The sequence below is a fragment of the Brevibacterium sp. FAM 27836 genome (genome assembly GCF_051351055.1).
In the GTDB taxonomy this organism is placed as follows: domain Bacteria; phylum Actinomycetota; class Actinomycetes; order Actinomycetales; family Brevibacteriaceae; genus Brevibacterium.
In genome coordinates this window covers 3642265-3657188 of record NZ_CP195711.1, presented here as the reverse complement: position 1 = coordinate 3657188, position 14924 = coordinate 3642265, and the positions used below count along the sequence as shown (strand labels likewise).

11 protein-coding genes are annotated in these 14924 nt (G+C 65.7%); 5 read left to right on the top strand and 6 right to left on the bottom strand.

The window, feature by feature from the left end; genetic code table 11:
* Nucleotides 1-1566 carry a cytochrome ubiquinol oxidase subunit I gene (locus ACSE4D_RS16305; RefSeq protein ID WP_425119631.1) on the bottom strand — a complete coding sequence of 522 codons (1566 nt, stop codon included), beginning with the start codon at nt 1564-1566 and terminating at the stop codon, nt 1-3.
* A gap of 245 nt (nt 1567-1811) precedes the next feature.
* On the opposite strand from ACSE4D_RS16305, the gene ACSE4D_RS16300 reads away from it, so the two are divergent.
* Together ACSE4D_RS16300 and ACSE4D_RS16295 are read left to right on the top strand one after the other, a co-directional pair.
* Entirely contained in the window at nt 1812-2174 is a 363-nt protein-coding gene (locus ACSE4D_RS16300; protein ID WP_135541270.1) for a BlaI/MecI/CopY family transcriptional regulator, read from the top strand.
* Between the two features lie 18 nt (nt 2175-2192).
* A complete protein-coding gene (locus ACSE4D_RS16295) occupies nt 2193-3086 on the top strand; it encodes a M56 family metallopeptidase (protein ID WP_436326295.1) in 894 nt (297 codons plus the stop codon).
* A gap of 47 nt (nt 3087-3133) precedes the next feature.
* Here ACSE4D_RS16295 and ACSE4D_RS16290 read toward each other — a convergent pair whose 3' ends face one another.
* Complete coding sequence (locus tag ACSE4D_RS16290; RefSeq protein ID WP_436326294.1) at nt 3134-5245, bottom strand: DNA gyrase/topoisomerase IV subunit B; 2112 nt, start codon at nt 5243-5245, stop codon at nt 3134-3136.
* A 127-nt stretch (nt 5246-5372) separates the two neighbouring features.
* Here ACSE4D_RS16290 and ACSE4D_RS16285 point away from each other — a divergent pair, with 127 nt between their 5' ends.
* The gene (locus ACSE4D_RS16285) at nt 5373-6218 is read left to right on the top strand and encodes an N-acetylmuramoyl-L-alanine amidase (RefSeq protein WP_436326293.1); all 846 of its coding nucleotides are present in this window, start codon (nt 5373-5375) and stop codon (nt 6216-6218) included.
* Between the two features lie 143 nt (nt 6219-6361).
* Here ACSE4D_RS16285 and ACSE4D_RS16280 read toward each other — a convergent pair whose 3' ends face one another.
* Both ACSE4D_RS16280 and ACSE4D_RS16275 read right to left on the bottom strand, forming a co-directional pair.
* Nucleotides 6362-7870: an RNA polymerase sigma factor gene (locus tag ACSE4D_RS16280; RefSeq protein WP_425119603.1), complete on the bottom strand. Its 1509-nt coding sequence runs from the start codon at nt 7868-7870 to the stop codon at nt 6362-6364.
* A gap of 274 nt (nt 7871-8144) precedes the next feature.
* Nucleotides 8145-9356, bottom strand: coding sequence for a DUF4192 family protein (locus ACSE4D_RS16275; RefSeq protein ID WP_436326292.1), 1212 nt, complete (start codon nt 9354-9356; stop codon nt 8145-8147).
* A 309-nt stretch (nt 9357-9665) separates the two neighbouring features.
* On the opposite strand from ACSE4D_RS16275, the gene ACSE4D_RS16270 reads away from it, so the two are divergent.
* Together ACSE4D_RS16270 and ACSE4D_RS16265 are read left to right on the top strand one after the other, a co-directional pair.
* Complete coding sequence (locus ACSE4D_RS16270; RefSeq protein WP_436326291.1) at nt 9666-10418, top strand: spermidine synthase; 753 nt, start codon at nt 9666-9668, stop codon at nt 10416-10418.
* A gap of 153 nt (nt 10419-10571) precedes the next feature.
* Nucleotides 10572-12803 (top strand): HelD family protein, encoded by a 2232-nt coding sequence (locus ACSE4D_RS16265; protein WP_436326290.1) that lies wholly within the window; start codon nt 10572-10574, stop codon nt 12801-12803.
* A gap of 280 nt (nt 12804-13083) precedes the next feature.
* On the opposite strand, the gene nrdR is transcribed toward ACSE4D_RS16265, so the two are convergent.
* Together nrdR and hisD are read right to left on the bottom strand one after the other, a co-directional pair.
* Nucleotides 13084-13581, bottom strand: coding sequence for a transcriptional regulator NrdR (nrdR, locus tag ACSE4D_RS16260; protein ID WP_135541286.1), 498 nt, complete (start codon nt 13579-13581; stop codon nt 13084-13086).
* Between the two features lie 2 nt (nt 13582-13583).
* Nucleotides 13584-14894 carry a histidinol dehydrogenase gene (gene hisD, locus ACSE4D_RS16255; protein ID WP_436326289.1) on the bottom strand — a complete coding sequence of 437 codons (1311 nt, stop codon included), beginning with the start codon at nt 14892-14894 and terminating at the stop codon, nt 13584-13586.
* Nucleotides 14895-14924 lie beyond the last annotated feature (30 nt).

Genomic DNA, 14924 nt, shown 5'->3' with positions numbered 1-14924 from the left:
TCAGTAGGCGAACGACAGCACATCATCGCCGTCGTCGGTGATCGTGGGTTTGGATTTGGGCGCCGCGAGCTCCGGCATCGCCGAGGCGACTCCGCCCTTGACATAGGTCGTCAGCAGCCGCAGCTCCACGACCATGAGCACCCCGTACACGAGGGTCAGGCTGATCAGTGAGAACAGCAGCATTGCGGGTGTGACCTCGGGTGAGAGCGCCGCCTGGGTGTACATGAACACACCGTCGAGCTGGGCGGGGTTCGGGGCCACGACGAAGGGCTGACGGCCCATCTCGGTGAAGATCCATCCTGCCGAGTTCGCGATGAACGGTGCCGTGATGGCCAGGACGAAGCCCCGACTGAGCCATTTCGACTGCGGAACCGTGCCCTTGCGAGAGAGCCAGAGTCCGATCGCGCAGACACCGGCGGCGAGAGCACCGAAGCCGATCATCATGCGGAATCCCCAGTAGGTGACGATCATGATCGGCTGGTAGTCGATCGGCTCACCGGCGTGTTCGCCGTATCTCGGGTCATCGGGGATATGGGTGCCGTAGCGCTCCTGGTATTCCGGGAGCAGGGTCGTCACGCCGTGGACCGGGGTGTCGAAGTCGCCGTTGGCGAGGAAGGACAGCAACCCGGGGATCTCGAAGATGTTCTGGACGCCGTCGCAGTCGTTCGACGCCGGGTCGGCGATGGTGAGGACGGAGAATTCGGTGCCGTCGTGGCAGGCCGCCTCGGCGGAGGCCATCTTCATCGGCTGCTGTTCGAACATCAGCTTCGCCTGGACGTCACCGGTGATGGAGACTCCGGCGAAGGCGATGATGCCGACGATGGCGCCGATGCGCAGCGACTTGATCCACACCGTGTGGTCGGCCGCGTCGCGCCCGGGCAGTTCGGGTGTGGACCCGACGATGACCTTGCCGTCGGCGCCGACGGTGTCGATGCCGTCCTTGCGTCGATGGTAGAGGTGGTACCAGGAGATGCCGAGCAGGAACGAACCGCCGACGGCCAGGGCACCGAAGAGCGTGTGCGTATAGGCCGCGATGGCGGTGTTGTTGCCGAGCACGGCCCACACATCGGTCATCACCGGTCGACCGTCGACGAGTTCGACGCCGACGGGGTGCTGCATCCACGAGTTCGCGACGATGATGAAGTAGGCCGAGATCCACGATCCGATGACCGCGCACCACAGCGCCCCGAGGTGGACGGCCCGGTGCAGCCGGCCCCAGCCGAAGACCCAGAGGCCGATGAACGTCGATTCGAGGAAGAAGGCGAGAAGCGCCTCGAGAGCCAAGGGCGCGCCGAAGACATCGCCGACGAAGCGGGAGTACTCGCTCCAGGCCATGCCGAACTGGAATTCCTGGACGAGGCCGGTGGCCACACCCATGATGAAGTTGATGAGGAAGAGTTTGCCGAAGAACTTCGTGCTCCGCAGGTAGACCTCGTTGCCTGTGCGGTGGTAGATCGTCTGCAGGATCGCGACGAGCATCCCGAGCCCCAGCGTCAGCGGCACCATCCAGAAGTGGTAGACCGTGGTGATTCCGAATTGCCATCGTCCGATGAGGACCGGGTCCAATTCCATGGGCTCTCCGTTCAGGTTCGGCAATGTTTCTACGCTGCGTAGAATTCTACACTCCGTAGAACCGGCACCGTCACCGTTTCGTCATTCAAGATTCCCTGTACCAAGTATGCCCCTCCCCTGCCGCGGGAGACCAGTGTCGACCAGCGGGCGCCACACAGCCGCCTGCCTGGAATTCGACAGACTGTAGAGATATACTCTTGTTGTACTGGCCGACGAAGAAGACTGAGGACTTAAGAACTGTGGGAACACTGGGTGAACTCGAACGCAGCGTCATGGACGCCATCTGGGTCCATGACGACGGATTGAGTGCCGCCGAGCTCCGCGACGTACTCTCGGATCGAGAGCTCGCTCTGACGACGGTCCATACTGTCCTCTCCCGCCTGGAGAAGAAGGGCTTCGTCACTCGCGACCGGAGCATTCGCCCGCATCGCTACCTCGCGGTATCCACTCGCGAAGACCACGTGGCGGAGCTGATGACCGAGATGCTCTCGCAGGCCCCGGACCGTCAGGCCGTCCTCGCACGCTTCCTCGGCACCGTCACGGAAGCCGACACCAAGGCGCTGCGCAACCTGCTCGGACGCAATCACTCGACGCAGTCCTGACCCAGATCGGTCACCTCAATGACCATCGTGGGCTTGATTCTGGCCGTGCTGGCGTTTCTGCTGGCATGGCCGATTCCTGCGGCTCTCGCGTGCTTTCGCGGTGATCCGATCTCGGAAGTCGTCCTCTGGCAGGCTGTCGGCCTCTCCGGTGGGCTGTCCCTCATCGGAGCCGCACTCGCTTTCGCCGTTGCTCCCGGAACGACCAGTCTGCCTCAGGGACTCCTCGAACTGCTGCGCGGTGAAACCCATACTCAGCTTTCGCTGGTGGCATGGGTCTTCCTCATCATCGCCGTCCTCCTCATCGGCCGACTGCTCGGCTGCCTGGTTCTGACCTTCTATTCGGCGAGGAAGGCGCGCTTGCGCCACGATGAGATCCTCCACCTGCTCAGCGAGCCCTCGGCGACCTACCCCGATACGCGGATCATCAGCACCGACGAAGTGGTCGCCTACTGTCTGCCGAAAGGACCGCGGAAGGGCACGGCTGTGCTCTCCACCGGCCTGATCAAGGCCCTGGATGAGAACGAACGCACCGCGGTCATCGCGCACGAGCGGGCGCATCTGGACTTCCGGCACGACGTGCTCGTCATTCCCTTCGCCGCTTGGCACCGCGCTCTGCCCTACTTCTCTGCCACGGCGATCGGTCTCAACTCGGTGAATCGGCTCATCGAGCTCATGGCCGATGATCAGGCACGAGAGCGCGTGGATCCGCAGATCCTCGCTCAGGCCGTGCAGTCGGCGGCGGAGATGAACCCCGAGCACCGCGGTGACCTCTCGGCACAGCGCATCCGCAGGCTCTCCCATCCCTTGGACTCGACACGGATCCCCGTGCGGCTGATGTCGATCGGATTGGCCGCAGTGCTGCTGCTCGTCCCGACCCTTCTCATCCTCACGCCCGCTGCCTTCGGCATCTGATTACCGTCGCGGGCGATCGTCCGCGACGGCGGGCGGACAGCGGCGGTTCAGCTGTCGATGCGCTCGGCGTCGAGGACGGCGGCACCGGAGACGATGAATTCCTTGCGCGGCCCCACGGAGGAGCCCATGAGGAGTTCGAAGGTGTTCTCCGCCGCCTCGGCGTCGGCCATCGTCACTCGCCGCAGCGTGCGCATCCCCGGGTCCATCGTCGTCTCGGCCAGCTGGTCGGCGTCCATCTCCCCCAGGCCCTTATAGCGCTGGATCGGCTCCTTGTACACCTTCTTCTGCTTTTCGAGCTTCTTCAGCAGAGCATGCAGCTCGGCCTCCGAATAGGTGTAGACGACGTCATTCGGGGTGCCGCGCTTCGTGACGACCTCGACCCGGTGCAGCGGCGGCACGGCTGCGAAGACCCGCCCCTGCTCGACCAGCGGCTTCATGTACCGGAAGAAGAGGGTGAGCAGCAGAGTGCGGATGTGCGCCCCGTCGACGTCGGCATCGGTCATGATGATCACTCGTCCGTACCGGGCCGATCCGAGGTCGAAGCTGCGTCCGGAGCCGGCACCGATGACCTGGATGAGGGCCGAGCATTCGACGTTGGCGAGCATGTCCGCCAGGGTCGCCTTCTGCACGTTGAGGATCTTTCCGCGGATGGGGAACAGTGCCTGATGGTCGGAGTTCCGTGCGGCCTTGGCGGTGCCCATCGCCGAATCGCCTTCGACGATGAACAGTTCGGTGTTCTCCACTCCGTTGTCACGGCAGTCATAGAGCTTCGCCGGCAGCGAGGAGGCCTCCAGCGCGGTCTTGCGGCGCTGGTTCTCCTTGTGGGTGCGAGCGGAGATGCGCGACTTCATCTCCGCGACGACCTTCTCCAAGAGGACCGCGGCCTGCTGCTTCTCCGCCCGCTTCGTCGACGAGAGCACATCGCCGAGCTGGGATTCGACGGTCTTGGCAACGATCTGTCGAACTGCGGCCGTGCCGAGGACCTCCTTGGTCTGGCCCTCGAACTGGGGCTCGGCCAGCTGCACGGTGACCACAGCGGTGAGCCCGGCCATGACATCGTCTTTTTCGAGTTTGTCCTTGCCGACCTTGAGTTTCCGCGCATTGGCCTCGACGGCCTTGCGCATCGCCTTCAGGCAGGCCTGTTCGAACCCCGCGAGGTGGGTGCCGCCGTGCGGCGTGGCCACGACGTTGACGAAGGTCTTGAGCTTCGTGTCATAGCCGGTCCCCCAGCGCAGTGCGATGTCGATGCCGACCTCGCGTTCGACCTCCTTGGATTCGAGGTGCCCCGAGGCGTCGAGCACCGGCACCGTTTCCTTGAAGGTGCCCGTGTTCTGCAGCCGCCACGTGTCGGTGATCGGCGGGTCGATGGAGAGATGGTCGACGAACTCCGTGATGCCGCCGTCGAACTTGAAGATCTCCTCGCGCTCGGCGATGACGGCACCAGTCTCGTCCCGGGCGACACCGCGACGGTCGACGATGCGGATCTCGAGCCCGGGAACGAGGAAAGCGGTCTGCCGAGCTCGTTCGACGAGGTGCTGATAGTCGAACTGAGCCTTGGCCAGGAAGATCTGCGGATCCGCCCAGTACTGCACACGCGTGCCGGTGACACCGCGCTTGGCCTTGCCGACGACGTCGAGACCCGTCGGCTCGTGGAACTCTTCGAAGGGGTTGTCCGGACTCGTGGTCCCGGCGGAGTCGTCGAAACGACCGGGCACACCACGCCGGAAAGACATCTTGTGGACCTTCGACCCGCGCGTGACCTCGACGTCGAGGCGTGCGGACAGGGCGTTGACGACTGAGGCGCCGACGCCGTGGAGGCCACCGGAGGCCGCATAGGAGGATCCGCCGAATTTGCCGCCGGCGTGGAGCTTGGTCATGACGACCTCGACTCCGGTCAGTCCGGTCTTCGGTTCGATGTCGACGGGGATGCCGCGGCCCTGGTCGGTAACCGCGACCGATCCGTCGGGGGCGAGTTCGATGAGGATGCCGGATCCGTGCCCGCCGAGAGCCTCATCGACGGAGTTGTCGATGATCTCCCACAGGCAGTGCATGAGACCGCGGGAGTCGGTCGTGCCGATGTACATTCCCGGGCGTTTGCGCACCGCCTCGAGACCGGACAGGACCGACAGATGTCTGGCGCCGTAGCTTTCGTCTTCCACAGATTTCCTCTCGTTCGATTAAATTCTAATCGTTGCGGGCTCTGCGCCCTATTCCCTGCGGGCCGTGTCGAGATGAGTTTCGCTAATTTCCGGTGCCCGACCGGGTTCGGCTGAGACAATGGGACTCATGCGTCGTCGCCTTCTCTCTGCCGCCCTCGTCCTGTCCGCCGCACTCTGCCTGCCCGGTCTCGTCGCCTGCGGGGAGGAGACCACCCCCGGTGCGGACACGACGCCCCCGGCATCCGGCACGGCAGCAGCGACCGAACCGGCAGGTGAGCGCACGTCCGGCACCGAGGCCGGGGCCGCCTCGGCGAGTGACCCGGCCGAGGTCGACCTCAGTGGGAAGACGATCGCCGTCGATCCCGGCCACAACGGCGGCAATGCCGCCGCCCCGGCGAAGATCAATCGGCCCGTCCCCGATGGTCGCGGCGGCACGAAGCCGTGCAACACCACGGGCACCTCGACGAACTCGGACTATCCGGAGGCCGACTTCACCTGGGCGGTGGCGAAGAAGCTGCGGCACTCCCTCGAACAGGCTGGGGCGACGGTCGTGCTCAGCCGCAAGGACAACAAGGGGGTGGGGCCGTGCGTGGATGAGCGCGGCACCTTCGCCGATGACGCCGATCTGCTCGTGAGCATCCACGCCAACGGCAGCGAATCGAGTTCGGTCCGGGGCTTCCACATCATCGTGGCCGACCCCGGCGAAGACGAGAAGACCGAGAAGGCCTCCGTCTCACTGGCGAAGTCGCTGGGCTCGGCGATGGGTGAGACGTTCACCCCGAATCAGGCCTACGGGAAGGATGCGATCAGCCGTCGCCCCGATCTGGCGGGCCTGAACAATGCCTCCGTGCCTGCCGTCATCGTCGAATGCGGGGAGATGCGCAACCCCGCCGAAGCGAAGCTCATGGAGTCGAAGTCCGGGCAGTCGAAATACGCGGCGGCGCTCTTCGACGGCATCGTCGACTGGTTCTGACTTCACGGAGGTCGACGGTCAACAGCTTCTGACTTCACCGAGGTCGCCGGGTTCTGACTTCGCGAACTGGGCCCTCGGACACCGCACGCCCCGAGGGGCGTCCCCGGGGCGTGCGGTCTCGTGTGGGCGGGCTCAGCCGCTCATCAGTCGAGGTAGTCGCGCAGCACCTGCGAGCGTGACGGGTGACGCAGCTTCGCCATCGTCTTCGACTCTATCTGGCGGATGCGTTCACGGGTGACCCCGTAGACCTTGCCGATCTCGTCGAGGGTCTTCGGCTGTCCGTCGTTGAGTCCGAAGCGCATGGACACGACACCGGCTTCGCGCTCGGAGAGCGTGTCGAGGACCGAATGCAGCTGCTCCTGCAGGAGTGTGAAGCTCACCGAATCCGAGGGCACGACCGCCTCGGAGTCTTCGATGAGGTCGCCGAACTCCGAATCGCCGTCTTCGCCCAGGGGCGTATGCAGCGAGATGGGCTCACGCCCGTACTTCTGCACCTCGACGACGCGCTCGGGCGTCATGTCGAGTTCCTTCGCGAGCTCTTCCGGGGTCGGTTCGCGTCCGAGATCCTGGAGCATCTGGCGCTGCACACGAGCGAGCTTGTTGATGACCTCGACCATGTGCACGGGAATGCGGATGGTGCGAGCCTGGTCGGCCATGGCGCGGGTGATGGCCTGGCGGATCCACCACGTGGCATAGGTCGAGAACTTGAAGCCCTTGGTGTAGTCGAACTTCTCAACGGCGCGGATGAGGCCCAGGTTGCCTTCCTGGATGAGGTCGAGGAACAGCATGCCGCGTCCGGTGTAGCGCTTGGCCAGGGACACGACGAGGCGGAGGTTGGCCTCGAGGAGGTGGTTCTTCGCGATCCGACCGTCGTGGATGATCCACTTGTAGTCCATCGTCTCGCGCGGATCACTGACCTCACCGGCGTCGAGGAGGTGCTCGGCATACATGCCGGCCTCGATCCGCTTGGCCAGGTCGACCTCCTCGGCGGCGTTGAGCAGGGCCACCTTGCCGATCTGCTTGAGGTAGTCCTTGACGGGGTCCGCGGTCGCACCTGCGGACACGACCTGCTGTGCAGGAGCGTCTTCCTCGTCGGCGTCGGAGACGATGAAGCCGCCGGCTTCGGCGACGGCTGCGTTCTTCTCCTTCTCCTCCGAGTTCTTCGTCTCGGTTGCCTCCGCGGGGCTCTCCTCGGTGGCGAGTGCGTCCGCGGCCGGCTCGACCTCTTCGGTGGTGTCGATGTCTTCGACGGTCTTCTTCGCCTTGGTCGCCTTCTTCGCGTCCTTGGCTGCGGCCGCCTTCGTGGTGGTCTTCTTCGGTGCCGCGGTCGACTTGGCCGCGGTGGCCTTCGCTGCCGTGGTCTTCGTCGCGGCGGATTTCGCAGCGGCCGGCTTCTTCGCGGCGGTGGTCTTGGCCTGCGCGGCCTTCTCAACCTTCGCCGCGGTCGCCTTCGTCGTCGCCTTCTTCGCTCCGGCGGTGGTCGACGCCTTCGTCGTCTTCTTCGCAGTGGACTTCGACGCCGCAGTGGTCTTGGATCCACCGGTCGAGGTCTTGCCGGCCGTTCCCTCCGACTTCTCTGTCACCGTTGTGGTTTCCTTGTCGACTCTCGGCACGTGTTCACCTTTCGCGAGCGTTGAAACTTCCCCATGCATTCGGACAGTACTAAGACCCAAGTCAAGTGGTCCGAGTACGGTCCGGAGCGAACGCAGAGTCCGCCCATCATGCTATGACTGGGTCAACGCCTAATTTTCGCACGTTATTCCCGGCATTGCGAATCGGGGCTGCGCAAGTCCCGGGCACCGTGCCGACGCGCTGTCTGGGCGAACACCGCGCCCGTCGGTTCTGTTCCCTCTTTCCTCCGCGCCGGTCTGTCGTCGGCGCCGGCTTTCCTCCGCGCCGGTCGTTCCTCCGCGCCGGTGCGCCCGTTCACAGGGGTGCGCCCTCGGTGTCCATGAGCCAGCGCGGCAGGAAGCCCCTCTTCACAGCGTTCGCGATGAGCCCGGCCAGCCCGTGCTCGGGTTCGAGGTCGAGGGCGGCCAGAGCGTAGTTCTCTGCCATCGTCGACCCGCCCAGTGCCCATTCGAACCATGCGATGACCGAATACGCCGTGGCTCGCACCTGGGGGTGACCGACCGGCAGGTATTCCTTGAGGAAGGCGATGGACAGCAGCACATCGCGCGGGTGCGGAGCACGTTCGGAGAGCCCGATGAGCTCCCGCGCCGCGTCGGCCCGGCGACTCGAGTCCCAGCAGAGTTCGCGCAGTCGGTCGCCGTCGGCGTCGAGGACGCGAGCGGGCGGGAAGTCCGGGTGGTCGAAGCTGAGGATCATCTCGAGTGCGTCCCTCGACCACTTCTCAGCGAGGAGGGTGTCGAGTGCCATCACCGTCGGCAGCTCCATGAGGGCCTGCAGCCGGGCGATGTCGAAGGGCTCCTCACCGGCGCGCATCGCGTTCAGGCGGGGATAGAGTTCGGCGAAGATCGTGAAGGCCTCCCCCATGCCCATCCATTCCTCTTCGCGTCCGCGCCTGCTGTCGGCGAAGGCTGCGGCCGACAGCGGTGCGATGACGAGCTCCTCGGGGGCGCTGACCGGATTGGATCCGCCGGCCACGAGTTCCGTCGCACACGCCGAGGTGGTCGCTGCGATCAGGGGTGTGCTGTCGTATCCGTCGTGGTCGATGCGCCCGAATCGGTCCCTGCTCACCCACCAGGCGCTGAGTGTGTCGATCCCTCTGGCGTCGAAGGTCAGTGCCAGCTCGTCGATGGCGGCACGGATGAGGCTGCGATGGACCGCGGCGTATTCGTCGTCCCGGCCGGCGGCACCGAGGTCGACGGTCGGTTCGCTGCCGCCGGTCGGTTCGCACTCGGCGACCGGTTCGTAGTCGTCATCGTAGAGAACGAAGAAGATGCCGGTCACTGCGCAGGCGCGGGAGACGAGATCCGCATACCAGGTTCCTCCCTCGGAGATGATCCGCGCCGCGGTCTCCCGGTCGAAGTCGGTACGCAGGGTCGTCGAACTCGTCTGGGTCCCACCGGTCTCGGTGCCGACGATGAGCGCCACGAGACTGCGGCGGGGCGTGTAGCCGAGAGTGTGGGGGATGATTCCGATGATGTCTTCTGGTGAGCGGGCTGGTGTTCTCATGATCTGTCCTCGCCTGTTGTGTCCTCGTTGTGTTCTGGCAGTGCGGTCCGAACTCATTGGTGCGGTCCGAACTCGATGGTGCGGTCGAACTCGTTGGTGCGGTCGAGCTTCCACTCCATCCGATCCGCTCTGCCGACGACCAGACCTCTTCCCGTGGTTGTGGACAGCGGGAAGCGATCCACAGGCCCCCGGTGTCCGAGTCGCGGCCTTCGTCCCCACGCGGATTCGGACCGAATTGCCACGCGGGCTCCACTGACATACAAGTGAGGGGTGGCGAAGAGACGGATTTACACAGCACCGGGGTCCCAAGTGGTCGACATCTCGACGGGGACGGCCCGCCTGGAGAAGCTCGACGGGGAGGCCGATTCCTATGTCCTCCACGTCAATGGCGTTCCCTCGTCGTCGATCACCCTCAGTGATCCCACCCGCCTGGACTTCGAGTACCTCGACTGGATGCGCCGCGCGATCGACGTCGTCCTCCCCGCCGGGTCTCTGCGGGCCGCGCATATCGGTGCGGCCGGCTGCGCGCTCGCGCGTGCGCTCGACGCGACGCGGCCGGGATCGAAGCAGACGGCGATCGACATCGACGCGGCGCTGCTCGGCTTCGTACGCGAGTGGTTCGATCTGCCCCGCTCCCCTGCCCTGGCCCTGCGAGCCGGTGACGGGGCCGCGGAGATCGGGACGTTCCGGCCCGACACCCTCGATGTCCTCGTCCGTGACGCCTTCGACCACGATTCGGTGCCCCCGGCCCTGCAGAGCCCAGACTTCTTCGCGTCCTGCGCCGAGGCGGTCAAGGACTCCGGTCTCTATGTCGCCAATGTCCCCGATTCCGGTGACCATGGGGTACTGAAATTCGAGCTCAATGCTATGGGGGAGCATTTCGCGCACCTCGCCGCGGCCACGGAATCGGCGATCCTCAAGGGACGTCGGCGCGGCAACGTCGTCGTGCTCGCATCGAACACACCGTTGGATACGGCCGGACTCGACCGCAGTCTGCGGACAGCCGCTTCGGTCGCGACGTTCCTGTCCGGAAAGGGTCTGCGCTCCCGCCTGGGCCTGTGAACTCGTGAGACTCCGACGGCGAACCGGCCCCGTTGCGGTCCTGACCACCCGTCCTGGTGGGGAATGTGAGGTACGCCCCGATCCGAAATGACCCTGCGACTACAGACACCGAGGAAAGTTCGGCATAATTGAATGCCGACCCAAGAAGGTGAGATGACCGAAACTTCAGAAATTCGCGTCGAGCAGGCCAAGCTCGACGAGCTCTATGCCCGACTCGATGAGCTGCGGGAGGAGACGACAGCACGCCTCGGAACCGTGAGGATCTCCGAGGTCGGAGGCAACCACCAGCACCGCACCGAACGTGATGCCTTCGCCACCCTGTACGAAGATCAGCTCATCCGCCTCGACGGCGCCGAGGAGGGACTGTGCTTCGGTCGCCTCGACCTCGTCGACGAGGACGACCCCACCTACATCGGCCGCATCGGTCTCACCGATGCGCAGCGTCAGCAGATCCTCATCGACTGGAGAGCACCGGCCGCGGAGCGTTTCTACCAGTCGACCGCGGCCACCCCCGAAGGCGTCGCCCGCCGCCGTCACCTCGTGACCGCCAACCGGAAGGTCACCGGGATCGAGGACGATGTGCTCGACATCGAGGCCCTCGACGATGATCAGCGGTCGAACCTGCAGGGCGAAGGAGCCCTGCTGGCGGCTCTGTCCAGTCATCGCACCGGCCGGATGGGCGATATCGTCGCCACCATCCAGGCCGAGCAGGACGCCATCATCCGCCGGCCGCTCTCCGGCCTCCTCGTCGTCCAAGGCGGTCCGGGCACGGGGAAGACCGCGGTCGCCCTCCACCGTGCCGCGTTCCTCCTCTACCGCCACCGGGAGAGGATCGCCAAGTCGGGTGTCCTCCTCGTGGGTCCGTCGACGGTGTTCCTCAAGTACATCGAGAAGGTGCTGCCCAGCCTCGGCGAGACCGGAGCCGTCCTCCTCACCCCCGGTCAGCTCTACCCCGGACTCGACACCGATGCCACCGACGATCCGGCGGTCGCGGAGATCAAGGGCCGCGGCGTCATGGCCACAATCCTGAAGAATCACATCGCGAACTATCAGCGGGTGCCCGAGCACGACGAGGAGCTGCGCGTCGGTTCGCACACCATCGTGCTGCGACGCAAGGACGTCCGGTCGGCCCGCGACCGAGCACAGCGCAGCGGAGACGCGCACAACGCGGCGCGCACGGGATTCGTCACCGGTCTGCTGAAGATCCTCGCCGAGGATCTCGCCCGCGAGATGGGCCTCGATGCCGCCGGTGAGCGCCTGCCCGAGCTGATGGAGGAGCTGAGGTCGAGCGTCGACGTCCGTCGTGCCCTCAATCTCGCCTGGTTCCCCATCAGCCCCGCCGGTGCGCTGCGCGCCCTGCTGGGCAAACCGCACAAACTGCGTGCCGCCGCCGGCAGGCTGCTCACCCCGGCCGAGCAGTCGACCCTGCTCGAGCACCGTCAGCAGGAATTCACCGTCGAGGATGTCCCGCTGCTCGATGAGTTGGCCGAACTCCTCGGCTCCAGCCCGCAGCAGACCCAGGCTCGCGACGATGCGGCCCGCGACTACGCCGAGGCCGTCGTGGACATGACCGAGACCGGCGGAATGGTCACCGCTGAGATGCTCGCCGAACGGTGGGAGGAGCAGGGTCCGACGATGACCCTGGCCGAACGCGCTCTGGAGGACCGAGAGTGGACGTACGGCCACCTCGTCGTCGATGAGGCCCAGGAGCTCTCCCCCATGCAGTGGCGGGTGCTCTTCCGCAGGGTTCCTTCGAAATCGGCGACCGTCGTCGGTGACCTCGCGCAGTCTTCGCAGGTCGACAACGCCCGCACCTGGTCCTCGATCCTCTCCGAGTTCGTCGGCGACCGCTTCGCTCTCCAGGTGCTCACGGTCTCCTACCGCACCCCGCAGTCGGTGATGGATCTGGCCAATCGATACCTCCACCGACATTTCCCGCAGCTCGAGCTCGTCGAATCGGTGCGTCAGGGAGGTGTCGATCCCCGCTTGGACACCTTCGCCGACGAAACCGAGGTCCTCGATGCCCTGGTGACCACGACCGCTGAGGAAGTGGCTGCCGCAGAAGGCGGAAAGATCGCCGTCATCGCTCCGCCGGAGCTCATCGACCCCATCGCCGAGGTGCTCGCGGACTTCGATTTCGGACGGTCGGTCACCGGCCTCGACCATCAGATCGCCCTCATCACCCCGCAACAGGCCAAGGGCCTCGAGTTCGACTCAGTGATCATCGTCGAACCCGGTTCCATCGCTCCTGCCGGCAGCGAAACCGGCATCGGCGGACTCTATGTGGCACTGACGAGGACCACGGAGCGTCTGCGCGTCCTCGCCTCGGCGACCACGGAACTCGTCGAGCTCTTCGCCGCTGAATCCGTGCGCCGCGCCGGCTGATCAGCACCGAATCGGCTGCGGCTCCGTCCGCGTCGAACGGCCCGGTCTCACACGTGGGCGTTTCGACTCGGACGGGGCCGTTGCTGTACGCGCTCTTCGGCCTCAGACCCGCCGTTTCCGTGAGCGTGAATGTGAAAGGCCGCTTGGGTTCGGCTTCCCCTCCGAACCGCAAGCGGCCGCGCGCCGTAGCGCGCACTGACAATACTACACAACTATTTATGTACCGCGGTACTCGAGACGAAGATTTCCGCAAGGATTTTTCACCGGTCTCAGGATCCGGTCAGTCCGCGAAATCCTCCGGGGTCGGTTCCCGGGTCTGGCCGGCCTGCAGAAGCGCATCGGCACGCAGCGAATCGATCGCGGCTTCGAAGTCTTCGAGCGAGTCGAACCCCTGATAGACGCTGGCGAAGCGCAGGTAGGCGACCTGGTCGAGCTCGCGCAGCGGATCGAGGATGGACAGTCCCACCTCGTCGGCATCGATCTCGGCGATGCCCTTCGAGCGGATGTTCTCCTCGACCTTCTGCGCGAGCTTCGCGAGGTCATCGTCGCTGACCGGTCGGCCCTGGCAGGCCTTGCGCACACCCGACATGATCTTCTGCCGCGAGAACTCCTCGGTGACCCCGGAGCGTTTGATCACCGACAGACTCGTGGCCTCCATCGTGGTGAAGCGGCGACCGCAGTGGCGGCACTGTCGCCGTCTGCGGATCGCTGCGCCGTCTTCGCTGGTCCTCGAGTCGACGACGCGGGAATCGGACTCACGGCAGAACGGACAACGCATCTCTACTCCTCGAACCTGATATCCACGGCGCGACCATGGGCCGGCAGCTGTTCGCTGGCGGCGAGAACATCAATGTGTTCGGCCACCTCGGACAGCGCCTGGCGATCATAGTCGATGACCTGGCTGACCTTGATGAATGAGTGCACCCCGAGGCCCGAACCATGAGCGGCGGTGCCCATCGTCGGGAGCACATGGTTCGAACCGGCGCAGTAGTCGCCCAGCGAGACCGGTGCAAAGTCGCCGAGGAACACCGCTCCCCCGCTGGTGATCCGTTCGGCCACCGCGGCGGCATCGGCGGTGTGGACCTCGACGTGTTCGCCCGCGTAGCCGTTGACCACGGTGATGCCCGCGTCGAGGTCGTCGACGAGGACGATGGCCGACTGCCGTCCGGACAGGGCCGTGGAGATCCGTTCGGAGTGCATCGCGGCAGGCACCTGCACCTTGAGCTCCGCCACGACCGCTTCGGCGAGGTCCGCAGAATCGGTCACGAGCACCGAGGCGGCCAGTTCGTCGTGTTCGGCCTGGCTGATGAGGTCGGCGGCGACGAACCGCGGATTCGCGCTCGCGTCGGCGAGGATGATGATCTCCGTCGGGCCGGCGACCGCATCGATGCCGACCCGGGACCTCACGAGTGATTTCGCGGCCGCCACATAGGCGTTTCCGGGTCCGGTGATGAGGTCGACAGGTTCGAGTCCCTCCCCGTCGTCGAAGCCGTATGCCAGGGCGCCGATCGCCTGGGCGCCGCCCATCGCCCACACCTCATCGACACCGAGGATGTGGGCCGTGGCCAGCACCGTCGGGTGCGGCAGTCCGTCGGCCTGCGGCGGGCTGGCGATCGCCAGCGAGTCTGCCCCTGCGGTCTGGGCGGGCACGACGTTCATGATCACCGTCGAGGGGTAGACGGCGAGACCGCCGGGCACATAGAGTCCCACTCGTTCGACCGGCAGGTGGCGAGTGGTGACGAAGGCCCCGGAGGCCAACTGGGTGCGGACATCGGCGGGGCGCTGATCGGCCGCGACCTTCCGAGCCCGGTCGATGGACTCGACGAGCGCGGCCTTGACCTTCGGGTCGAGTTCGGCCGCGGCGCTGGCCAGGCTCGCTGCGGGCACCCGCAGGGTCTCGGGGCGCACGCCGTCGAAGCGTTCGGTGTAGTCGAGCACGGCGGCCGCTCCGCCTGCGGCCACGGTTTCGAGCAGCTCGGCCACGCGACGTTCGATATCGGCATGCGTTTCGGCGGCACGGGGAAGCGCCTGCGCCAGGAATCGCTTGTTCAGGGTCTCGCCACGGTAGTCCAGAATGTTCACCTGCACCATTCTAGTCGCCGTCGCTGCGGGCCAGACGCC